Origin of the sequence: Polynucleobacter sp. AP-Nickl1-40-C4 (genome assembly GCF_035012665.1) — a bacterium.
Taxonomy (GTDB): domain Bacteria; phylum Pseudomonadota; class Gammaproteobacteria; order Burkholderiales; family Burkholderiaceae; genus Polynucleobacter.
Genome location: NZ_JAYGQR010000009.1, coordinates 24,572 through 45,535 on the forward strand (window position 1 = coordinate 24,572; position 20,964 = coordinate 45,535).

Genomic DNA, 20,964 nt, shown 5'->3' on the forward strand with positions numbered 1-20,964 from the left:
AACCAACTCCTGGCCTGAGTGAGCTCATAACCAGTATTATTTGGCTTGAGGCTCATGATGAGCCTAGAAATGCCTCAAATTACTGTGTACCGTAAAACCCATGATCCGTATTACTGAATTACGTCTACCAATTGACCACGCTCCAGAATCTTTGGAGAAGGCGATATTGAAGCGTCTCAATCTAGATGCCAAAGACTTAATACGATTTGAGGTCTTTAAGCGTAGTTACGATGCTCGAAAGAACGTCGCCCTCTCTTTTATCTATACGGTTGATTTATCTGTAAAGCATGAAGATGTTCTTCTGAAGCAATTTGCTGGAGACATTCATGTAAGACCATCCCCGGATACGAGCTACCACTTTGTAGCAAAAGCCCCTGAAACTATAGACTCTGGAAAAGCGCTGCGCCCAGTAGTCATTGGATTTGGCCCATGCGGTATTTTTGCCGCTCTAGTGTTAGCGCAAATGGGTTTTAAGCCAATTGTCCTTGAGCGCGGCAAGAAAGTTCGCGAACGCACTCAAGATACTTGGGGCTTGTGGCGTAAGAATGTTTTAAATCCAGAATCCAATGTGCAATTTGGAGAGGGAGGGGCTGGTACGTTTTCAGATGGCAAGTTGTACAGCCAGATCAAAGATCCTAAGTTTTATGGACGCAAGGTCATTCATGAGTTTGTGAAAGCTGGCGCTCCTGCAGAAATTACGTATGTAGCCAAACCCCACATCGGCACCTTCCGCCTGGTTGGCGTGGTGGAGAAGATGCGTCAAGAAATTATTGACTTAGGTGGTGAGATTCGGTTCTCGCAAAAAGTAATTGGCTTTGATATTGAGAGTGAACAAATTACCGGGGTCAAGATTGAGGGGCAGGCAGATCTACCTGCCAACCATGTCATCTTGGCTTTGGGACACAGTGCGCGGGATACCTTTGAAGCCTTGCATCATGCTGGCGTCTTCATGGAAGCTAAACCCTTTTCTGTTGGTTTTCGGATTGAGCACCCACAATCTCTGATCGATAAAGCACGCCTAGGTCCTCATGCGGGCAATGAGTTAATTGGGGCGGCAGATTACAAATTAGTCCATCATGCCAAAAATGGTCGTTCCGTCTATAGTTTTTGCATGTGCCCTGGTGGCACAGTAGTTGCTGCTACCTCCGAACCGAATCGAGTTGTAACCAATGGCATGAGCCAATATTCTCGTAACGAACGAAATGCCAATGCAGGCATCGTTGTTGGCATTACGCCTGAGGATTACCCGGGTGGTCCATTAGCAGGCATTGAGTTTCAGCGCGCTATTGAATCAAAGGCCTTTGAATTGGGTGGTAGAACTTATGAAGCGCCGGGTCAGCTGATTGGCGATTTCTTAGAAGGGAAGGCTTCCACTCAGTTTGGTAGCGTGATGCCGTCGTATAAGCCCGGCGTTCATTTAACGGATCTGGCAGAAAGCTTGCCCGCTTATGCCATTGAGGCGATTCGTGAGGCGATTCCTGCTTTTGAGAAGCAAATTAAAGGCTTTTCTATGAAAGATGCCGTTTTAACTGGTGTGGAGACGCGCACTTCCTCTCCTTTGCGAATTACTCGAGGCGCGAACTATCAGAGTCTGAACATTAAAGGTCTTTACCCAGCAGGCGAGGGCGCAGGTTATGCGGGTGGAATCTTGTCTGCAGGAGTTGATGGGATTAAGGTAGCAGAAGCAGTGGCGTTAGACTATCTGTCAAAGTAAATACCCCATAAGAATCCCATGAACTCTGTAGTAACTCTTTCATCAGCCGAAGAAAATGAAGTGCTTTTTCATCCTGAGCTGTTGAAAAAGTTTGATATCAATGGGCCGCGTTATACGTCCTACCCCAGTGCTGATCGATTTCATGGGGACTTTTCTGAAGCTGATTATCTTGAGGCATTGGAGCGGGTAGCTCAAGCGAATGAGCCGCTGTCCTTATATTTCCACTTACCATTTTGTCCCAATATTTGTTATTACTGCGGCTGCAACAAGATCATCACCAAGGATCATGGGCGTAGCGCCAAATACATCAAATATCTCGCTAAAGAAATGGCCATGGTTACTAAAGCCATGAGTGCTCAGAAAAAGATTCCCGTTACACAATTGCATTGGGGTGGTGGCACGCCTACTTTTCTATCGCATGAAGAGATGACTGAGTTGATGCAGCACACTCGCGAGTATTTTGAGCTACTGCCTGGCGGTGAGTATTCAATTGAGATTGATCCGCGCCGTGTTACTGAGCAAGATATTGCACTCTTGGCTGAATTGGGCTTTAACCGTATTAGCTTGGGTGTGCAGGATTTCAATTTGGCAGTTCAAGAGGCAGTACATCGCGTGCAGACTATTGAGGAAACCCAAGCAGTCATGGATTGGTCTAGAAAGTATGGGTTTAAATCCAGAAGCGTTGACTTGATCTATGGCCTACCAAAGCAAACGCCAGAGACTTTCAAGGAAACGGTTGATGCGGTCTTGGTAATGAACCCTGATCGTCTCTCTGTCTATAACTACGCACACTTGCCGCATATTTTTAAGCCGCAACGCCGTATTGCTGAAGCTGACTTGCCTGCGGCAGCAGATAAGCTGGATATTCTCTCCAATACCATTGCACGCTTAGGTGAGGCGGGTTATGTCTTTATTGGCATGGACCATTTCGCTAAACCAGATGATGAATTAGCTATTGCCCAAAGAGAGGGCAAGTTGCATCGCAATTTCCAAGGCTACTCCACTCAGGCAGAATGCGATCTTCTGGCATTTGGAATCTCTTCTATCGGTAAAGTCGATGATTGCTACTCTCAGAATGTCCGAACTTTGGATGAATATTACGAGGCGTTAGATGCGGGTCACTTACCGGTGCTTCGAGGTTTGCGTCTTGATGAAGACGATCTGATGCGCCGTGAGTTAATTGGTGAGTTGATGTGCCAATTTGCCTTAGACACCAAAGCTTTTGCGACATCACATCAAATTGAATTCTCAAATTACTTTAAGACGGAAATAGAAGAGCTCAAGAGTCTAGAGGAGGCTGGTCTCCTCAACTGGGAGGGTGAAAGTATTCTGGTTCCCACCAAAGGTCGTCTCCTTGCTAGGCGGGTAGCCATGACTTTTGATCGGCACCTCAGAGAGTCTCAAGCCAAAGGGACCTATTCCAAGGTTCTGTAAGGGTAAGTCTGAGGTAATTTGATCTAGATCAAATAAGCCCAAAAACTCTGTTGCTTTTTAACCAATAAAAAATCTCCAGCCTCAGTCAATTTGATTTACATCAAATTGCACTCCCTTCATCAATTCGAAAATGATTTCATCGAAATTGATAAGAAAAAGGGAAACCATCATGCGTATTAAGACACTCGTAGCAGCAATGGCTGCTGTAGCATCCTTAGCCCCAATGGCGGCTCAAGCTCAAGCTGAAGAAAATCCATGGATGGTTAGAGTTCGTGCTGCAGATTTGCTATTTCAAAATGGCCAATCTGGTATTGCTCAAAGTGCTAACTTGAAGGCTCAGAATCGTTGGATTCCAGAGTTTGATGTTTCATATTTCTTTACTAAAAATATTGCCGCTGAATTAGTATTAACTTGGCCACAGCAAATTAATATTTACGGTAATCTAGGCGCTGGCCAACAAAACGTAGGCAAAATCACTGCATTACCTCCATCTTTGATCGCCCAGTATCACTTCACAGATTTAGGTGCAATTAAGCCATACATTGGCGCTGGTATTAACTACACTATCTTCGGTAATCGCCAAAATTTCCCAGCAGCATCTAACTCTGTACAGGTTGAACCATCAAGCGTAGGTTTTGTAGGTCAAGTTGGTGCTGACTACATGCTTGATAAAAATTGGGGCTTAAATCTTGATCTCAAGTATGTAACGATGGCTACTAATGTTCAAGCAGTAGCTGGCGGCGCAAACCTTGGAAAATTGACATTGAATCCTTGGATTCCAGCGGTTGGTGTGACTTACAAATTCTAAGAATTTAGTTCTTAGGTCTTGAGGTAGAGCCCCTAAGGGGCTCTATTTTTTTCTTAACTTTATTGAATCAGGGCATCAATTAGCTTTTCAAATGCAGCTTCGTTCAAAACGAAGTTATCAAATCGATGCAATGAGAGGTGGCTTGGCGGTTCAGTCCTGCGCTTAGCATATTGCTCCCAGTGAGCAAGTTTCCACTCATCTCTTGGGTCAGCTCTTACCTCCATCCGTTTTTTGGCCTCACGCTCCTCTAGATCAATCCAGGCAACCTGAATTGAAGTCAGTGCTGGCACCCCCAATTTTTGCGCGTCAAACATCTTGCCACTCTGAATCTCCTTCGAGAATGGGCCGATCAGAATGACATTAACCCCTAAAAGCAAATTCTCTCTGGCAATATCAATGAGACCTTTGTATTCCCAATCGCGCAGGTTCTCAAGGTAGAAGGGGCTGTCGCGATCATTCGGGTTTTGAGTGGTAAGGTCCATGACGTGGGCGCTGAAGGCGCCATAAACGGTGTCTTTGTCTAAAAAGAAAAAATCTTCCCCAGTTTTCTCAATGATCAGAGGTAAAGCCTTTTTGGCTAGAGTCGACTTTCCTGTGCCGGCATGTCCTGCAAAGAGGATCAGGCGGGGCGCAGAGGGGGTTAATTTACAGACCATAAGTAGCTAGTCTCGCAGAAATAAGTGGAAATATCTCCTCTTTTAGGGAAGTGACGATAATGTCGCCATGGCTTTAATCGTACTCACTGATGCAAAACTGGCTTTTGGCCACGTTGACCTCCTCGCAAACACCGCTTTTTCACTGGAATCCGGTGAACGTGTTGGCTTAATTGGCCGCAATGGCACTGGTAAATCTTCCTTGTTGAAGATATTGGCCGGTATAGAAAAAATGGATGATGGCCTGTTGCAATATCAGCAAGGCCTCAGAATTGCTTATGTTCCTCAAGAGCCTATATTTGAGGCGGAAGAGACTATCTTCGAGTCAGTATCCAAAGGCGTTGCTCAAGCTAAGGCCTTGCGCGAGGAATATGAGGCTCTCAGCGTTGGTGAGTGGGATGATGCTTCCCATGATCGACTTGACGAAGTGCAGTCGCAATTAGAGGCTTTGAGTGGTTGGAATTGGGAGCAACGTGTTCATGAGACATTAGATCGTTTGCATTTAGAGGCTGATCTCAAAATCAATACACTTTCTGGCGGTACTAAGAAGCGGGTTGCCTTAGCGCGTGCTTTAGTTGAGATGCCTGACGTGCTGCTACTTGATGAGCCAACCAACCATTTGGATTTAGATTCGATTGCATGGTTAGAGGAATTGCTCAAAGAGTATCAAGGCTCAGTAATTTTGATTACCCATGATCGCGCCTTCTTGGATAACGTCTGCACCCAGATTGTTGAGCTCGATCGCGGTATTTTGCGCAGTTACCCTGGTAACTTTACGCAATATGAAGTTTTAAAAGAACAAGAACTAAATTCTGAATCTTTAGCTAATGCTCGTGCTGATAAATTATTGGCACAAGAAGAGGTCTGGATTCGTAAAGGGGTTGAGGCACGCCGCACTCGAAGCGTTGCCCGAATTGCCCGTTTAGAAAAATTACGGAGTAGCCGTGCCGAACGCAGAGATGCGATGGGGCAGGTGAAGTTGGCTGTTTCTGCTGGAGATCGAAGCGGCAAGATTGTGGCTGATCTTCAAAACGTTAGCAAAACCTATGATCGTCCGATTGTGAAAGATTTCACGGCAACGATTTTGCGCGGTGATAAGGTTGGTTTGCTGGGTCCTAATGGTGCAGGCAAAACAACTTTGCTCAAATTGATTTTGGGAACTATTGCGCCAGACTCCGGCACTGCAACTATGGGTACACGTATTGAGGTGGCTTACTTCGACCAAATGCGCGAAGGGTTAGATCTGAACGCTTCACTGGAAGATTACATTAGCCCAGGTAGTGAGTGGATAGAAATCAATGGCAATAAAAAGCACGTTAAGAGTTACCTGAGTGATTTCTTATTTGCTCCTGAGAGAACTAATTCCCCGGTAAGTACTTTGTCAGGCGGTGAGCGTAATCGTTTATTACTAGCACGCCTATTTGCGCGGCCTGCAAACGTCTTGGTCTTGGATGAACCAACTAACGACTTAGATATTGATACTTTAGATTTGCTTGAGCAACTCTTGCAAGACTATAAGGGCACGGTCTTCTTGGTCAGTCATGATCGTTACTTCCTAGATAACGTTGTTACTAGCATTATTGCCAACGAGGGTGATGGCTTCTGGCGTGAGTACGAAGGGGGTTATGAGGATTGGAAAATCCAGAAAGCGCGCTCAGACAAAATTCGTGCTGCCAATGGCAATGCCAACACAAAATCTGTAGATAAGCTTGAGGTCAAAGCAGAGGCAAAGGTAGAAGTTAAGGCAGAAGTTAAGCCTGTAGCTAAAAGTGGAGTTCAGAAACTCAATGGCAAAGAGCGCCAAGAACTGGAGGTTTTGCCATTACAGATCGAGACATTGGAAACTGAGCAAGCTGATATTGGTATTGCCATGAGCAATCCCGATCTCTATAAAAATGAACCTGAGTTGGCAGCGAGCATGCAAGCGCGCTTGAGTGAAATCACTGCTGACTTAGATCAAAAGCTGCAACGCTGGGAGCAGCTATTGAGTCGTTCAGAGTCTTAGTGCTATAGCCTAGTCGCGCGGTAAACGAGCGCGCAACTGGGCGATTTCATCAAGCAGGTCCAGCGCCAAGGCAACCCCAGGCACATTTAATTCGAGATCATGGGTGAGGTGCGCTGCGGTTTTTGCTCTTCGCAAAGAGTCGCCACTAAAGCGCCAATCCTGAGGTGAAGAGCCAGCTGGACTTAAAACACCTTCGGATACCCAAGTCATGATGAGATCTTCTGGTGTGCGGGATGCATGGGAGAGCTCCACAATGGTCATGTGCACCTCATTCTCTACAACAGCACCCTCAATCCAAGTGATATTAGTTTGTGTCATATCAATCATCCCTTCAAGTGTGTTCTAGGGTTGAAATCAAAAGCCTTCTCAAAGGTTTGATAGGCTTCTTTTTGTGATTCAGTATCAGCAGGAGGCAAGGCGATAGAAGGTACCGCATATAAATCACCTGGCTCTGAACTTGGTATGCCTTTACCTTTAAGGCGCATTTTTCGACCAGCAACAGTTCCTGCGGGGATCTTCAATTCTAAAGTGCTGCCTGCAGGAGTGGGGACGTTGACGGTAGTACCCAGTGCCGCTTCCCACGGTGCCAAAGGAATATCAATGAAGACATCTTTGCCTTCTACGCGATAAATGGCGTTAGGATGAAATTCAATTTCGAGATAGAGGTCACCAGCAGGGCCCTCGCCAACACCAGGACCACCTTGTCCGGAGAGTCTCAAATTTTGTCCGGCCTTAATGCCTTTAGGAATACTGACATCTAACTTGCGTTCTTGGGTGCTGACGTGGCCGCTCGCATCTTGCACGGGCATATGCAATGCAATAGTGCGCTTAGCTCCGTTATAGGCATCAGCGAGATCAATCAAAATTTTGGCGTGATGATCTTGGCCTTTGAAATTCATACCCTGGCGAGGATTGCCACCACGACCACCTTGGCGATGTTTTCCGCGACCGAACAGAGATTCGAAGAATTCACTCTGATCACCTTCAAAGCCACCACCATAACCTGGATGACCACCACCAAAACCGTCATCAGAATATTCAAAGCCTTCATTCCAATTTGGCGGAGGGGTAAAGTCTTGGCCGTTTTTCCAGTTCTCGCCAAAGCGATCGTAGGCTGCGCGTTTCTCAGTGTCCTTTAATACGGCATAAGCTTCGCCGATTTGCTTGAACTGCTCTTCAGCACCAGGTTCTTTATTAACATCTGGATGGAACTTGCGCGCCATCTTGCGATAGGCTGATTTAATCTCAGCTTCAGTGGCGCCACGAGCTACGCCAAGAGTTTCGTAGTAATCCCTAAATTTCATAAGCCTGTTTCAGTTCGGTTTCTGCCTGGGTTAAGCTAATAGGATTGATTCTACAGTTCTCTTAGCTCATTACACCAATTTGCCATGGAACAAATTCATAGTCTCCCAGGCCAAGAAGTTCGCTTTTGGAGGCCTCCCCGGAGGCGGTACGCAGAAATAACTCAAATATCCGTTGTCCCATTTCCTGAACGGAGACGGTGCCATCCAAAATCTCACCGCAATTAATGTCCATATCTTCAGTAAGGCGCTGGTACATTGGCGTATTAGTGGCTAGTTTGATACAGGGCGCAGGCTTAGAGCCAAACATAGACCCGCGGCCGGTAGTAAAGGCAATCAGGTTGGCGCCTCCAGCAATCTGGCCGGTGGCCGATACAGGATCAAACCCCGGAGTATCCATAAATACGAAGCCTTTGGTGCTCACTGGCTCTGCATACTTATAGACTTCCATTAGAGGACCAGTGCCGCCTTTCATGGAGGATCCTAGAGATTTCTCAAAAATATTAGCGAGACCACCAATTTGATTGCCGGGACTTACTTGTCCGTTAATTTGCACATCTCTACCAACAGAGTATTCATCTTTCCACCAGCGAATTCGTTTAATGAGCTTTTCACCCACTTCTTTGCTAACAGCGCGACGGGTGAGGGTATGTTCCACGCCATAAATCTCTGGTGTTTCTGAAAGAATGCCAGTGCCACCATGACGGGACAAAATATCAATCGCTGCACCTAGTGCTGGATTGGCTGTGATTGAAGAAAAGCCATCGGAACCGCCACACTGCAAGCCAACAGTCAGGTGACTTGCTGACACTGTTTCCCGTTTTGCTTGATTAGCTGCAGGTAGAAGTGCTTTGACAGCTTCGATACCAGCCTCAATAGTTTTGCGCGTGCCACCCGATTCTTGCATGATGAAGGTATGCAGAGTATTTCCTTCGGCCAGGTCTTCTTGCTCCATCAAGCCTTTGAGTTGATTACGCTCACAACCGAGACCCACAATCAGAGCGGCTGCTAGGTTAGGGTGACGAGCATATCCAGCCATAGTACGGCGAAGCAATTGCATTGGCTCACCACTCATTTCCATACCGCAACCGATGTCATGACTAAACGCCACGACTCCGTCTACATTGGGAAAATCTCTCAATCTTTCGGGGGTAAACCAAGCTGCAATTTTGTTCACAACGGTTGCCGAACAGTTTACTGTCGATAGAATGCCGATGAAATTACGTGTTCCTACTTTTCCATTGGGTCTGACATAGCCCTGGAAGGTAGCTCGTTGAGCTTCGGGCAACAATTGGGTCGGCTTATATTCGCTTGCATAAGCGTAGTCACGATCAAACTCGCGAAACTCAGTATTGTGACTATGCACCATCGTGCCGGGTTCGATGTCTGTATTAGCAAAGCCTACCGTCACGTTGTATTTCAGAATTGGCTCGCCCTTGAGGATCTTTTTGGTGGCAATCTTGTAGCCAGCAGGCACTTGGCTGCGACTTGTAAAATTCTCACTAGGAACTTCAGCGCCAATTCCAACATCAACCCGGGCGACCACAATATTGTCATTAGGATGCAGACGAATAATAGGACCAGCTAGTTTTTTTTCAGAGATTTCAATCATAGGTTTCTTTCGATTCAATAGTTTATTTATTCAGCAGTTGCGCCAGATTTCTTAACAATAGGGGCCCACTTAGCCACTTCGGACTTAATGTAGTCACCCAAATAGTTTGGGGTACTGGTGACCACTTCAAAGCCCTTGCCATTGATTTGCGCTTTGATTTCTGGATTGTTAAGCACGCTGATGAGTTGTGCATTCAGTTTATCGATAATCACTTTTGGTGTCTTTGCTGGTGCGACGATTGCGTATACAAGCTCAACTTCAAATTTAGGGATGTACTCTGAGATCGCCGGAATTTCAGGGGCGCTTGGAGAGCGTTTAAGGCTGGTAATTCCTAGTGGGATCAATTTTCCAGAACGCACATAGGGTAAAGCTGCAGGAGTACCGACAAGCGCAGTTTCAATTTGACCACCAAGTACATCAGTTAATGCTGGTGCGGCACCCTTATAAGGCACATGCAGAATATCAGTTCCCGCTTGCGTATTAAACAGTTCACCACCTAGGTGAAGTGGTGTCCCAGCACCTGATGAGGCAAAGCTAACCTTATTAGGGTTGGCTTTCGCGTAGGCAATGAGTTCTGGAATTGTTTTGAAAGGTGCCGATGGGTTAGCTACAAATAATAGCGATGAAGATGCGACCAAGCTGACAGGAGCAAAATCTTTAACGAGGTTGTAGTTCAGTTTTTTGTAAAGCGTTTCGTTAATCGCTTGGGTGCCTACCATCATCAGAAAAAGGGTGTAGCCATCGGGTTTGGAGTTGGCTGCATACTCAGCGGCAATATTAGCGCCTGCGCCCGGCTTGTTTTCAATAATGATTGGTTGACCAAGGTTTTCGCCAAGTTTGGGAGTAAAACCTCTCGCCAAAACATCAGAAGGCCCACCCGCAGCAAATGGAACGATTAGCTTGATGGGTTGAGTGGGATAGCTCTGCGCCTGTATGCTATTGGTAAAGCCAATGCTAACTAGCGATAATGCAATAAAGATTTTTCTCATGTAATGTTCTCCGTATTCTTATTGTTTATTCTTATTTAAATGTTGTGTAAAAAAATGAAAATCACTCAGGCAACCATCTTCCCGCTTTCAATTCCACTCATTGAGCCAATCAAGATGGCTAAAGAAGTGATTGTGGATGCCAAAACTGTATTGCTTTGCCTCACTGATGAAGAGGGTCGCCAAGGTTGGGGTGAGGCATCTGTTGCACCCCTCATGACTGGTGAGACTCTCGAGAGCCTATTAGCGAGCGTAAAGTATTTGGTAGAAAAAGCACGTGGAATTGAGTGGGGCGATCCTAAGGATTTTTCTAAACTGTTTGATGCAATTTTGTATGGCAATCCATCAGCTAAGTCTTGTTTGGAGATGGCATTACTTGATCTGTATACACAGAAAAATTCGATCGCGCTATGGAAATATTTGCGCTCATTTGTTGTAGGTGTTGCTTCACCGGAAGTGGCCGAGATTCCCTTGCTGCGCATGCTTGGCGGTTCACTAGAAAAAGAAATCGCTGACGCTAAATTATTTCGCGAAGCAGGATTTAAACATTGGAAAATAAAGATTGGCTCTTTATCGGTTGAGGAGGATTTACGTCGAGTCAAGGTGCTCTCAGATCTGCTAGAGGGTGACGTCATTTCGGTAGATGCTAACGGTGCCATGTCATTAGAAGGGGCTATACAGTTTTGCACCTCAAAGCAGGCGTGCAAGCTGTCATTTGCTGAGCAGCTAATTAACGCAGATTCTGCAATGGCTGATTTCGTCTTGCTCAAGCAGCAATCTCCAATTCCAATTGGCTTAGATGAATCTATCCATGGCACAGATGAGATAGAGGAATTTGTGAAGGCTAAGGCCCTTGATGGCGCCAGTCTAAAACTCATTAAAACTGGCGGTGTAATGGCGGCCTGCAAAAGTGCACAAACCTTGCGAGCAAATAATCTAAAGCTCAACTTAGCTTGCAAAGTAGCAGAAACATCTCTAGCGGGGGCTGCAACAGCATCCATCGGTTTTGCAATAGGAGATGTGCCTTGGGGATTTAGCATGTCAAATCAATATCTACGCTTTGATATCTGCGATCGTCCATTAACGGCAACGCGTGGCCATCTTGATGTTGCTCAATTGGGCTCTATTGGCGTCGGGATTACTCCCAACCTTGATCGTGTGAAAGATGCTGTAGCTCAAGGTTGCCCAATCATTCAATATTGAGAACGTCAAAAGCCGCCTTCAGCCTGCGAGAGTAGGAGTCGGAAACAGTTTTGATTTCTTCTGGGGTCCACTTTCTAAATCCTTCCCCAGCTTTCATGCCTGTTTTCCCATCGGCCATAAGTTGAACTACTTTTGGAGGCAGGGCAGTGATATTGGAGAGTGAAGGATAAATCTCCTTAGCGGCATTCGCCATTCCATCCCAGCCTGAAATTTCTTTTTGTGTCATTGGGCCTACAGCGGCATAACGGAAGCCAAAGCTATATCTCACGGCATCATCAATATCGGCTGGCGTAGCAATCCCTTCTTGAACGAGCGAGAGTGCCTCTCTCATCAAGGCATGTTGAATACGGTTCGCTAAAAATCCAGGAATATCCTTCTTTACCAGGACAGGCTTCTTTTCAATAGCCCTATACAGTTCGCAAGCTTGCTCCGCATATTTAAGCTCTGTTTTTTGTCCCATAACAATTTCAACCAGAGGAACAACTTCTGCAGGCATGAAATAGTGCGCACCCATCATACGGTTTGCGCTTTTGAGGCCTTCTGCAATTTTACTGATGGGGAAGCCTGAGCTATTGCTGCCAATAGGAATGTCTGCTGGCACTACTTGATCAAGGTATTGGAAAACTTTTTGTTTTAGTTCTAAGTTCTCGGCAACAGTCTCAATCACCCAGGAGAATTGATTCCAGTCCTGCCAATCCTCTAGGACGCCAATGAATTGCTGCTTCTTAATGTCAGCGTCATCTTTAGTGGCGTTGTCTCCAACCATACCTATTTTTTTTGCAAGGCTGATGGCTTTGTCCAAGCAAGCGTCAGCCTTATCTTTTGTTCTGCCCAATATGACTACGGGTATGTTTTGAGCAATAAATCCAGCTGCAATGCCAGCGCCCATGATTCCGGTTCCAATAACAGCTACAGATTTCATATTTTTCAACTTATTCGGTTAAGTTATAAACAGCTTAAATTAATTTTGATCAACAACAACTTAAGGTTATCATTATTTATGGTTTAATTGTTTAATAATAAAACGTACTTATCCGTATAACTTACCCTAGGAGATCTCCCCATGACGATGCATAACCCTTTCCAGCCCGTTGAGAAAATTAAAACGGAAGTGTTTTCAACCATGCCAGAGAAGTTTCGCAAAAAATCCCGTACTGGATGGTCCGATCCTAATCGTCAAGGTGCAGAGGTTGAGTGCTTTTTAGAGGGGCCTTCATTCGATCGTGAAGGCAATTTGTGGTTTGTCGATATTCCCTTTGGTCGCATTTTCCGCATTGACACCAAGGGTGAGTGGGAGCTGATTACTCAATATGATGGTTGGCCAAACGGCATGAAATTTCATAAAGATGGGCGCGCTTTTATTTGTGACTACAAAGCAGGGTTGTTGGCACTAGATCCAAAGACTGGAAAAATTGAAACTATCTTAGGATCAATGTATAGCGAAAACTTTAAAGGTTTGAACGATCTACACTTTGCCTCGAATGGCGATTTGTATTTCACAGATCAAGGTCAGACCGGTATTGCTGACCCAACTGGTCGCGTGTTTAGATTGCGTGCCAATGGGCAACTGGATCGTTTGGCGCTTAATGTGCCAAGCCCAAACGGCATTACTTTGAATACTCAAGAAAAGCATGTATTCGTAGCGGCCACTAGATCTCAGCAAATTTGGAGATTGCCTTTGATGGCTGACGGCTCCGTTTCCAAGACAGGTGTAGCGATACAGTTAACAGGTGGCGTTGCGGGTCCAGATGGTATTGAAATGGACTCAGAAAATGGTTTGTTGGTATGTCACCTTGGTATTGGAATCTGGAGATTTGATAACAATATGCTGCCAACCCACTTGATCTACTCTGAGAACCCACATCACCATCATTTGGCTAATATGTGTTTTGGTGGGGCAGACGGAAAAGATCTCTACATTACCGAGTCTTTATCTGGCGATATTCTGAAAGCACGTCTGCCAGTTGCTGGTAAAAAAATGTTTGGACTTTCTTAAATTGAGTGAACGATCACCGTTATATAAGTCTCTAGCCAAAACGCTAGAGCAGCGTATTTATAACGGTGATTGGCCAGTGGGATCCGTCTTGCCTGCCGAGGCGGATCTTTGTCGGGATTTTCAGTCTAGTCGGCATACATTGCGGCATGCATTGCAAATTCTAGAGGCTAATGGCCTTATTTATCGCCATCAAGGCGCGCCTACAAAAGTGGTGTCTAGACAGCGCTTACGCCGTTTCACCCAAAGCTATAACTCTCCAATTGATATTCTGAGTTATTCACGGGATACCTATCGTCAGAACATAGTCGAAGAATTCATTGAGCTAGATAAGTCTCTAAGTCAGATTGTTGGCGCACCGATTGGATCATCTTGGTATCACATTGGCGGAATTCGAAAGCGTCAACAGGCAGAGGAGGTCATTGCCTGGACGGATATTTATATATTGCCCCAGTTTGCTTCGTTGACAAAAGATCCAGAACATACCCAGGTAATGGTGTACGAGCAGATTGAGGAAAAATATGGCGCCCGTATCGAGAGGGCGGAGGTAGATGTATATGCCTCTCAAGTGTCGCCAGAAATTGCGGGAAAACTCCACATCAAGCCTGACACTGCATGTCTGGTCATTATTCGCCGCTATTTTGATGATCAGGATAAATTATTTGAAGTGACGGTAACGCATCATCCGGAGAAAAAATATGTTTACAGCATGGAATTTAAAGCGAGCTCAGAGGCTTAAATCACAATGAACTATTTATCTATAACTGATGCAGAGCGTTTTATCTCGAGCGCACTTCAAGCAGAGAAAGTTCCCGTAAGTGATGCAGACATCATTGCCAGTCTGATGGTGCAGTCTGATCTCGTTGGCGCGGATGGTCATGGCATTTTCCGTTTGCCAGCTTATTTAAAAAGAATTCGGGCTGGTGGCGTGAATTTAAATCCCAATATTCATATTGAGCGCGAGCAGGGTGCAACTGCGTTGATTAATGGTGACAATGCCTTAGGGCATTTGGTGATGAATAGAGCTGTAGACCTCGCTATCGAAAAAGTGAAGCAGCACAGCGTATGTTGGATTGGTAGTCATTACGGCAATCATTCAGGAGCTGCTTCGGTATATGTTCGTAAGTTAGCGGAGCAGGGTTATATCGGTATTTATATGGCTGTTGGTAATGCAAATCATATGGCGCCATGGGGCGGCATTGACTTATTGTTATCAACCAACCCAATTGCAATTGCAGTTCCAGCAGGCGATGGGCCAACAGTGCTTTTGGATATTGCAACTACTGTAGCGGCCTACGGCAAAGTAAAAGTAGCTGCGCAAAAGGGGGAGTCCATTCCAGATGATTGGATGATTGATCGCCAGGGTAAGCCAATTACAGACCCTAAAAAATCTGCCGAAGGATCCTTATTGCCCATTGGTGGATATAAGGGTTATGGCTTAGCAGTCATGATTGGCTTGCTTGCAGGCGCACTTAATAATGCAGCAGTTGGCAAAGGAACAATTGATTTCAATGCTCACCATGACTTGGTTACAAACACGGGGCAAACGATTATTGCAGTCGATCCAAGTGCGTTTGGAAACACGGAAGAGTTTATTAACAGGGTAATTGCTTTAGTGAATGATTTGAAAAATTCATCAACATTGCCTGGCGTTAAAGATATTCGTGTGCCAGGTGAAGGCGCAGCAAAAACAATGGCAGAGAGAGGTGAAAGGGGTATCCCTGTCTCGCCCGAGCTGCTAGAGGCATTGAATGCTTGCGCTCAGGAATGCGGCATCCCCGCTTTAACGTTTTAAAAAAATACTAAATTACTGGAGGAGACATATGTTTAAAAAACTAATAAAAAACATAGTAATAAGTGCGGTAGTTGTTCCGGCGGTTGTTCCAGTATTTGTAGGGGCAGCCTGGGCTGCCTACCCAGATAAACCCATCAAAATGATGATTGGCTATGCGCCAGGAAGCTCTACTGATATTGTCGGCAGGATGATTGCCAATGATCTCAGTCTTGCTTTAAAGCAGCCCATTATTGTTGAGAATCGTGGCGGCGCAGCAGGAAGCCTAGCAGCAGATGCGGTGGCAAAAAGCGCCCCTGATGGCTACACCATCTTGTTCGCACAAAATGGCCTGGCTATTAATGTGGCAGCCAATCCAAAACTGCCGTTCAATGGCCAAAAAGATTTATTGCCGGTCGTTGGGGTCGCGGCAACTCCTCATATTCTGATTGTCAATAACAACTCACCAGCCAAGAGTGTTGCAGATTTAATAGCAATGCTTAAGGCCGAGCCAGGTAAATTGAGTTTTGGCTCTTCAGGAATTGGTAACTCCGATCATATGGCTGGCGAATTATTTTTAGCCACTACTGGATTACAAGCGATTCATATTCCCTATAAGGGTGGCTCACCCGCTGCTACAGACTTAATGGGCGGGCAGATCGACTTTTATTTCGCAGGCATGCCAGTAGGCCTCCCTTTGTATAAAGGCGACAAGGTAAGGGCATTGGCTGTCACCAGTAAAAATCGTTTTAGTGGCGCCCCAGAATTATTAACGATTCAAGAGGCGGGCGTTAAGGGTTACGAGATGGCTTTGTGGCAGGGAGTATTTGTTCCTGCCAAAACGCCTCAAGGAATCATCAAGGAGTTAAATAACTCTATTTTGAAGATCCTAGAAACCCCTGAGATGAAGGACCGCTTTCAAAAGGCTGGAGTACAAATTGCCCCGATGAATACTCAGCAATTCTCGGACCTGTATTTTTCAGACATTGCTCGCTGGAAAACGGTGATTGAAAAGGCCAAAATTAAGTTAGATTAACTCTGGCGCTTCAGAAATACGCTAAGCGCTGAGGTCGAATACCAAGACTTCGGCGCTTTTTCCATCAGAGAGTGCTAGTTGGTTTTCCTCCTGCATTAGGAGGGCATCACCGCCATTTAAAACGTGGCCATTCACATCAAGTGAACCACGAATAAGGTGAACGTAGAACTTTCTATTGGGGTCTAATGCTAGCTCGAATGATTGACCCTGATCAAAGAGCCCAGCATATACCTTGGCATCTGCATTAATTTTCACAGCACCATCAGTTCCGGTAGGGGAGGCAATGATGCGCAACTTGCCATCTTTTTCTATTTCTGGAATGGATTTTTGTTCATAGCTCGGCTCAATTTCTAATACATTGGGCTCTATCCAGATCTGTAAAAAATGAGTAGTTTGATCTCTGGCGTGATTGAACTCGCTATGAGTAACTCCACTACCGGCGCTCATGCGTTGGACATCCCCCGGTGGGATTCCTTTGATATTGCCCATACTATCTTCGTGCGCCAACTCTCCAGATAGTACGTAACTGATGATTTCCATATTGCGATGGCTATGCTTGCCAAAACCCATTCCTGCAGCTACGCGATCTTCATTAATGACGCGCAGATTCCCCCAGCCCATAAAGCGGGGGTCATGGTAGCCCGCAAATGAGAAGGAGTGAAAGCTTTTAAGCCAGCCATGGTCAGCATAGCCACGATCCTGGGATTTTCTAAGATTTATCATGTTTTAGGGCGTTAAAGGACTAGTTGAAGGATTCAGAATAAGCCTATTATCATTAGCTTTAATGATATTTGTCGATCGGTAGCAAATGGGAAGCTTTAAACAAGACATTCAAGAAACGTATCTAGGGCTTTCTGAGAGCGTTCGGGAGAAGTGGGATGACTTTACCCAGTTCCTACAGGAGGCTTGGCCGCTCCTTATTCTCTTGCTGGCAATACTGATGGGCATCTGGTTGTATGCGGATCCACCGCCCCCAAGACATGTCCTTATGGCCACCGGATCATCAGGCGGTTCATACGAAGCTCTTGGGAAAAAGTATGTAGAGTTTTTCAAGGCAAAGGGTATTACTTTAGAGTTGGTAGCCACAACAGGCGCGCAAGAAAACATTGATCGCTTAGCAGATCGTGATGACCCCGTACAAGTTGCTTTTGTTCAGGCTGGAGTAGACCACACCAAGGAAGTAACTGGTATTCAGTCCTTGGGTGCAATTGCCTATGATCCTATTTGGTTTTTTTATCGAGGTTCGGAGCTAAAGTCTACCGAGTCCGATTCAGTTGGCGTCGTATTTCAACATTTTGCCAATAAAAAGATTTCTGTGGGAATTGAGGGCAGCGGTACCTACGCTCAGTCAACCAAAATACTGAAGGCCGCAGGCTATAAAAAAGGGGTACAAATTCTCAATCTTGCTGGACATGATGCGGTGAAGGCGCTCCAGGCGGGCGAGATAGATGGAGCCTTTATTGTGGATTCCTATGATGCTCCCAATGTACAGACCTTGTTAAACGATAAGTCATTGCATTTAGTCACTTTTAAACGTGCAGCAGCCTATGTCAAATTAATGCCTTATCTCAATATTTTGGATGTCCCCCAAGGGGCTTTTAATTTGCCACGCAACTTTCCACCAACGGATATGAAGCTGTTGGCAACAACAACAAATCTATTGATTGATGATCGCATGCATCCGGCGATTCAATTTCTATTTTTAGAAGCTGCCAGACAGATTAATGGCAAAGAATCTTTCTTTGCTGAGCGCGGAGAGTTTCCATCCTTTAAAGATTCCATGTTGCCTGAAAGTCCCGTCGCAATTCATTATGAGAAAAATAATTACCCCTTATTGGTAGCCTATTTCCCGTTCTGGGTGGCCGAGCTTATTAATCGCCTCATTTTTGTATTCCTGCCCTTCTGTGTATTGAGCTATCCGCTTTTACAGGCTCTGCCAGGATATCGCGCTAAGCGCATGCAAAATAAGATCAATCGCTTATATGGTTCTTTAAAATCCTTGGAGCAAGAATTACTGAATGGGTTTGACGATCAACAGCGGGATGAATATCTAAAGAGGCTTAATTTACTTGAGTATCAAGCTTTAAATATTAAAGTTTCTAAGCGCCTGTCTGGCGACTACTATGCCTTGCGAGCTAGCATTGATTACGTGCGTAATTGCTTGAATAGGGGCGTACACCCCTATCAATTTGATGAAGGCATTGATCCTGACTTATAGGGCTTTATTCGCTATCACCATTTCTGCTGGGGAATTTAAATGAAGCGTAACGAACGACTGCATTAGCCAGAGCCAAAATGAGAATGGTAAGCCCCATAAAGAGGATGGCCATATCAGCCTCGTGCTTGGTGTTAACTAAGTCAATGATGAGACGAGTTACCGCAGTAATCGCTACATAAATCAAAAAGCGAACTGGCATATGATTGGTTTTGAAATAAATCCCGACCATGGCGCCAATTTCGAGATAGATAAATAGCAAGAGCAGGTCTTCGATTGAAGCCGATCCTTTATTAACCATACCCAGGAATGCAACAGCTGCTGACCAAACGGTTGCGGCACCGATTCCAAATAATGCAATCCGATGAAATAAAGAGACAAATAAGTTTCCAATGGGAACGGTCCATCTTTCAATGGCATCTTCTAATTTGGATGCATCTTTTGGTGAGGTAGGGGTCATATTCATTAAGCCTCCGAGTTTTTTAATCTGTTTTGTTTAGTATAGGTATCTATGCAGCCATGTAAACAAAAAAAGAGGCGCCAAGCCCCCTTTTTTTGGAAGTATTGACTTAGATCAACCCAGGCTGTCCGCCCAAATATTATGAGCCCAGCCCCAGGCATATACCCCTTCAAGAGTTGAGGGTGCCGGAGATAGTCCGCCTGCACCATGAACAGGCTCAAAAGTTTTCTTAGCGGCACTGTATTGATGAACGCTAGCCACGTGAATTACTTCTCGTTCGTTCACAAAACTGTAGCAAGTATTGTTCACTACTGGCGCTGGATTAACTTCCCAGTTACTGAGTTCAGCCACAATCGCGGCAGCCGCCACTTTGGCATGTTGATTGGCCATGTGCCCTGACTTAGGCATTGCTGGCGCTACTTGAATCGAGTCACCCAAGACATGAATGTCTTTTTGTGCAGTAGATTCAAAGTTGAGATAATTCACATTAACCCAGCGGCCGTTAGCATTTGCTAACCCAGTTTTGACGGCAATCTCACCGGCGCTCATCGCCGGTAGAAGATTTAAAACATCTGCTTTAATATCTTCTTGCACTTCAAATTTCAAAGTTTTTGTTTTTGCATCCACGGCGGTGACATTGTATTTGGGCAAATACTCAATCAATCCTGGGTACTGTTCTGCCCACACCCTCTTAAAGAGCGCACCTTTTGAAGTGACATCTTGGTTAGCATCCAAAATGAGAACTTTAGACTTAGGCTTATGGTGCTTAAGATAGTTTGCTACCTGGCAGGCTCGCTCGTAAGGTCCTGGAGGGCAGCGATAAGGGGCTTCTGGAATGCTGATTGCGAAGGTGCCACCATCGCGCATTGCTGCCAGTTGATTGTGTAGGGCTACTGTTTCGGGGCCTGCTTTCCAGGCCTGGAGGGTAACGCCTGCTGTATTGGCTTGAGCCAGTCCTTCAATACTGTTCATCATTAAGGCAACACCGGGTGAAACGATCGCTTTGTCATAGCGTAAGGTTTTCCCAGAGGCAAGCTTGACTGTTTTTTTATCGGGGTCGATGCTGGAGACGTTGTCCTGAATGATCTTCACGCCATGACGCTTACTCAGATTGTCATAAGGGGTCGTGATTTCAGATATTGTGCGTGAGCCACCTACAACTAAATTAGATAGTGGGCAGGAAACAAAGGCTGCATTAGGCTCAATCAATGTCACCTTAGCAGTGTTGTTAGAGAACAAGCGTAAATATTTAGCAGCGGTAGCGCCACCATATCCTCCGCCAATCACAAGGATTTCTGCCTTTTGTAAATTAGCGTGGGCTTGACCAGAAAAGCCTGCCAGCAAACCAAGTGCGGCGGTGCTCTGACCTATAAAGTGTCGACGATCCATGGTGGGCTTCCTTGTTAGTTCTTGCCAAGTTGATTGGCGATGGTATTAAGCTGTTCTTCGGTATAGCCTTTGGTAAGCTGCGGCATGATAGTGCCGTCCAATGACCCAGATTTATAAGCCATCAATTTTTCTAATATTTGCGCGTGAGTAAGATTGTTGATGAGTGGGATGTTGCCATCAACAACACCGTTTCCGTCAGTGCCATGACAATTTGCGCAGTTTGCTGCAAGACTACGTTTATATAAATTGCTTGCATCTGGATTTTGCGCTAAAGAAAGACTGCTCCATAGACACAATCCAATATATGTCGATACTACGATTCCGGGTCTTGAAAACAGTGCTCGCATGCGGCCTTTCTCCATTCGAATTATTTTTTTGACTTAT

20 protein-coding genes are annotated in these 20,964 nt (G+C 45.4%); 10 read left to right on the plus strand and 10 right to left on the minus strand.

Annotated features, from left to right (window positions below; genetic code table 11):
• Positions 1-100: 100 nt before the first annotated feature.
• The 3 genes from VC182_RS10115 to VC182_RS10125 all read left to right on the plus strand — a co-directional run bounded on the left by VC182_RS10115 (position 101) and on the right by VC182_RS10125 (position 3,956).
• The gene (locus VC182_RS10115) at positions 101-1,714 is read left to right on the plus strand and encodes an NAD(P)/FAD-dependent oxidoreductase (protein WP_323485217.1); all 1,614 of its coding nucleotides are present in this window, start codon (positions 101-103) and stop codon (positions 1,712-1,714) included.
• An 18-nt stretch (positions 1,715-1,732) separates the two neighbouring features.
• Positions 1,733-3,148, plus strand: a complete 1,416-nt coding sequence (gene hemN / locus VC182_RS10120; protein WP_323485218.1) for an oxygen-independent coproporphyrinogen III oxidase — start codon at positions 1,733-1,735, stop codon at positions 3,146-3,148.
• A gap of 169 nt (positions 3,149-3,317) precedes the next feature.
• Positions 3,318-3,956, plus strand: a complete 639-nt coding sequence (locus VC182_RS10125; protein ID WP_216121402.1) for an OmpW/AlkL family protein — start codon at positions 3,318-3,320, stop codon at positions 3,954-3,956.
• Positions 3,957-4,015: 59 nt separating this feature from the next.
• On the opposite strand, the gene VC182_RS10130 is transcribed toward VC182_RS10125, so the two are convergent.
• Positions 4,016-4,612 carry an AAA family ATPase gene (locus tag VC182_RS10130; RefSeq protein WP_323485219.1) on the minus strand — a complete coding sequence of 199 codons (597 nt, stop codon included), beginning with the start codon at positions 4,610-4,612 and terminating at the stop codon, positions 4,016-4,018.
• Between the two features lie 67 nt (positions 4,613-4,679).
• Here VC182_RS10130 and VC182_RS10135 point away from each other — a divergent pair, with 67 nt between their 5' ends.
• Positions 4,680-6,614: an ATP-binding cassette domain-containing protein gene (locus VC182_RS10135; RefSeq protein ID WP_072583867.1), complete on the plus strand. Its 1,935-nt coding sequence runs from the start codon at positions 4,680-4,682 to the stop codon at positions 6,612-6,614.
• A gap of 9 nt (positions 6,615-6,623) precedes the next feature.
• Here the strand turns inward: VC182_RS10135 and VC182_RS10140 are convergent, their stop codons facing one another.
• The 4 genes from VC182_RS10140 to VC182_RS10155 form a co-directional block, all read right to left on the minus strand.
• On the minus strand, positions 6,624-6,932 hold the full coding sequence (locus VC182_RS10140; protein ID WP_072583879.1) for a chaperone modulator CbpM: 309 nt from the start codon (positions 6,930-6,932) through the stop codon (positions 6,624-6,626).
• A 5-nt stretch (positions 6,933-6,937) separates the two neighbouring features.
• Complete coding sequence (locus VC182_RS10145) at positions 6,938-7,918, minus strand: DnaJ C-terminal domain-containing protein (protein WP_216121406.1); 981 nt, start codon at positions 7,916-7,918, stop codon at positions 6,938-6,940.
• A gap of 61 nt (positions 7,919-7,979) precedes the next feature.
• Positions 7,980-9,527, minus strand: a complete 1,548-nt coding sequence (locus VC182_RS10150) for an altronate dehydratase family protein (protein ID WP_323485220.1) — start codon at positions 9,525-9,527, stop codon at positions 7,980-7,982.
• A 26-nt stretch (positions 9,528-9,553) separates the two neighbouring features.
• Complete coding sequence (locus VC182_RS10155) at positions 9,554-10,516, minus strand: tripartite tricarboxylate transporter substrate binding protein (RefSeq protein ID WP_323485221.1); 963 nt, start codon at positions 10,514-10,516, stop codon at positions 9,554-9,556.
• Positions 10,517-10,570: 54 nt separating this feature from the next.
• Here VC182_RS10155 and VC182_RS10160 point away from each other — a divergent pair, with 54 nt between their 5' ends.
• The gene (locus tag VC182_RS10160) at positions 10,571-11,716 is read left to right on the plus strand and encodes a mandelate racemase/muconate lactonizing enzyme family protein (RefSeq protein WP_323485222.1); all 1,146 of its coding nucleotides are present in this window, start codon (positions 10,571-10,573) and stop codon (positions 11,714-11,716) included.
• Here the strand turns inward: VC182_RS10160 and VC182_RS10165 are convergent.
• The gene (locus tag VC182_RS10165) at positions 11,703-12,638 is read right to left on the minus strand and encodes a 3-hydroxyacyl-CoA dehydrogenase family protein (protein ID WP_072583456.1); all 936 of its coding nucleotides are present in this window, start codon (positions 12,636-12,638) and stop codon (positions 11,703-11,705) included. The two genes, VC182_RS10160 and VC182_RS10165, sit on opposite strands and share 14 nt — an antisense overlap.
• A gap of 141 nt (positions 12,639-12,779) precedes the next feature.
• On the opposite strand from VC182_RS10165, the gene VC182_RS10170 reads away from it, so the two are divergent.
• Genes VC182_RS10170 through VC182_RS10185 form a run of 4 tightly spaced genes read left to right on the plus strand, consistent with a single transcriptional unit; the run spans position 12,780 to position 16,516 of the window.
• Positions 12,780-13,712, plus strand: a complete 933-nt coding sequence (locus VC182_RS10170; protein ID WP_072583457.1) for an SMP-30/gluconolactonase/LRE family protein — start codon at positions 12,780-12,782, stop codon at positions 13,710-13,712.
• A gap of 1 nt (position 13,713) precedes the next feature.
• Entirely contained in the window at positions 13,714-14,448 is a 735-nt protein-coding gene (locus VC182_RS10175) for a GntR family transcriptional regulator (protein ID WP_158009046.1), read from the plus strand.
• 6 nt (positions 14,449-14,454) lie between these two features.
• Entirely contained in the window at positions 14,455-15,504 is a 1,050-nt protein-coding gene (locus VC182_RS10180; protein WP_323485223.1) for an Ldh family oxidoreductase, read from the plus strand.
• Between the two features lie 28 nt (positions 15,505-15,532).
• Positions 15,533-16,516, plus strand: a complete 984-nt coding sequence (locus tag VC182_RS10185; protein ID WP_323485224.1) for a tripartite tricarboxylate transporter substrate binding protein — start codon at positions 15,533-15,535, stop codon at positions 16,514-16,516.
• A 21-nt stretch (positions 16,517-16,537) separates the two neighbouring features.
• On the opposite strand, the gene VC182_RS10190 is transcribed toward VC182_RS10185, so the two are convergent.
• Positions 16,538-17,239 carry a pirin family protein gene (locus VC182_RS10190; protein WP_072583461.1) on the minus strand — a complete coding sequence of 234 codons (702 nt, stop codon included), beginning with the start codon at positions 17,237-17,239 and terminating at the stop codon, positions 16,538-16,540.
• Positions 17,240-17,324: 85 nt separating this feature from the next.
• On the opposite strand from VC182_RS10190, the gene VC182_RS10195 reads away from it, so the two are divergent.
• Positions 17,325-18,734 carry a TAXI family TRAP transporter solute-binding subunit gene (locus tag VC182_RS10195; RefSeq protein WP_323485225.1) on the plus strand — a complete coding sequence of 470 codons (1,410 nt, stop codon included), beginning with the start codon at positions 17,325-17,327 and terminating at the stop codon, positions 18,732-18,734.
• A 4-nt stretch (positions 18,735-18,738) separates the two neighbouring features.
• Here the strand turns inward: VC182_RS10195 and VC182_RS10200 are convergent, their stop codons facing one another.
• The 3 genes from VC182_RS10200 to VC182_RS10210 all read right to left on the minus strand — a co-directional run bounded on the left by VC182_RS10200 (position 18,739) and on the right by VC182_RS10210 (position 20,927).
• Entirely contained in the window at positions 18,739-19,197 is a 459-nt protein-coding gene (locus VC182_RS10200; RefSeq protein ID WP_143143912.1) for a phosphate-starvation-inducible protein PsiE, read from the minus strand.
• Positions 19,198-19,305: 108 nt separating this feature from the next.
• Positions 19,306-20,580 carry an NAD(P)/FAD-dependent oxidoreductase gene (locus tag VC182_RS10205; protein WP_323485226.1) on the minus strand — a complete coding sequence of 425 codons (1,275 nt, stop codon included), beginning with the start codon at positions 20,578-20,580 and terminating at the stop codon, positions 19,306-19,308.
• Positions 20,581-20,594: 14 nt separating this feature from the next.
• Positions 20,595-20,927, minus strand: coding sequence for a c-type cytochrome (locus VC182_RS10210; RefSeq protein ID WP_323485227.1), 333 nt, complete (start codon positions 20,925-20,927; stop codon positions 20,595-20,597).
• Between the last annotated feature and the right edge of the window lie 37 nt (positions 20,928-20,964).

What these genes read in the sequence shown, in the direction of transcription:
- VC182_RS10115 (WP_323485217.1), top strand. Translation starts at nt 101, where the DNA reads ATGATCCGTATTACTGAATTACGTCTACCAATTGACCACGCTCCAGAA.
- hemN (WP_323485218.1), top strand. Translation starts at nt 1,733, where the DNA reads ATGAACTCTGTAGTAACTCTTTCATCAGCCGAAGAAAATGAAGTGCTT.
- VC182_RS10125 (WP_216121402.1), top strand. Translation starts at nt 3,318, where the DNA reads ATGCGTATTAAGACACTCGTAGCAGCAATGGCTGCTGTAGCATCCTTA.
- VC182_RS10130 (WP_323485219.1), bottom strand. Translation starts at nt 4,612, where the DNA reads ATGGTCTGTAAATTAACCCCCTCTGCGCCCCGCCTGATCCTCTTTGCA.
- VC182_RS10135 (WP_072583867.1), top strand. Translation starts at nt 4,680, where the DNA reads ATGGCTTTAATCGTACTCACTGATGCAAAACTGGCTTTTGGCCACGTT.
- VC182_RS10140 (WP_072583879.1), bottom strand. Translation starts at nt 6,932, where the DNA reads ATGACACAAACTAATATCACTTGGATTGAGGGTGCTGTTGTAGAGAAT.
- VC182_RS10145 (WP_216121406.1), bottom strand. Translation starts at nt 7,918, where the DNA reads ATGAAATTTAGGGATTACTACGAAACTCTTGGCGTAGCTCGTGGCGCC.
- VC182_RS10150 (WP_323485220.1), bottom strand. Translation starts at nt 9,527, where the DNA reads ATGATTGAAATCTCTGAAAAAAAACTAGCTGGTCCTATTATTCGTCTG.
- VC182_RS10155 (WP_323485221.1), bottom strand. Translation starts at nt 10,516, where the DNA reads ATGAGAAAAATCTTTATTGCATTATCGCTAGTTAGCATTGGCTTTACC.
- VC182_RS10160 (WP_323485222.1), top strand. Translation starts at nt 10,571, where the DNA reads ATGAAAATCACTCAGGCAACCATCTTCCCGCTTTCAATTCCACTCATT.
- VC182_RS10165 (WP_072583456.1), bottom strand. Translation starts at nt 12,638, where the DNA reads ATGAAATCTGTAGCTGTTATTGGAACCGGAATCATGGGCGCTGGCATT.
- VC182_RS10170 (WP_072583457.1), top strand. Translation starts at nt 12,780, where the DNA reads ATGACGATGCATAACCCTTTCCAGCCCGTTGAGAAAATTAAAACGGAA.
- VC182_RS10180 (WP_323485223.1), top strand. Translation starts at nt 14,455, where the DNA reads ATGAACTATTTATCTATAACTGATGCAGAGCGTTTTATCTCGAGCGCA.
- VC182_RS10185 (WP_323485224.1), top strand. Translation starts at nt 15,533, where the DNA reads ATGTTTAAAAAACTAATAAAAAACATAGTAATAAGTGCGGTAGTTGTT.
- VC182_RS10190 (WP_072583461.1), bottom strand. Translation starts at nt 17,239, where the DNA reads ATGATAAATCTTAGAAAATCCCAGGATCGTGGCTATGCTGACCATGGC.
- VC182_RS10195 (WP_323485225.1), top strand. Translation starts at nt 17,325, where the DNA reads ATGGGAAGCTTTAAACAAGACATTCAAGAAACGTATCTAGGGCTTTCT.
- VC182_RS10200 (WP_143143912.1), bottom strand. Translation starts at nt 19,197, where the DNA reads ATGAATATGACCCCTACCTCACCAAAAGATGCATCCAAATTAGAAGAT.
- VC182_RS10205 (WP_323485226.1), bottom strand. Translation starts at nt 20,580, where the DNA reads ATGGATCGTCGACACTTTATAGGTCAGAGCACCGCCGCACTTGGTTTG.
- VC182_RS10210 (WP_323485227.1), bottom strand. Translation starts at nt 20,927, where the DNA reads ATGCGAGCACTGTTTTCAAGACCCGGAATCGTAGTATCGACATATATT.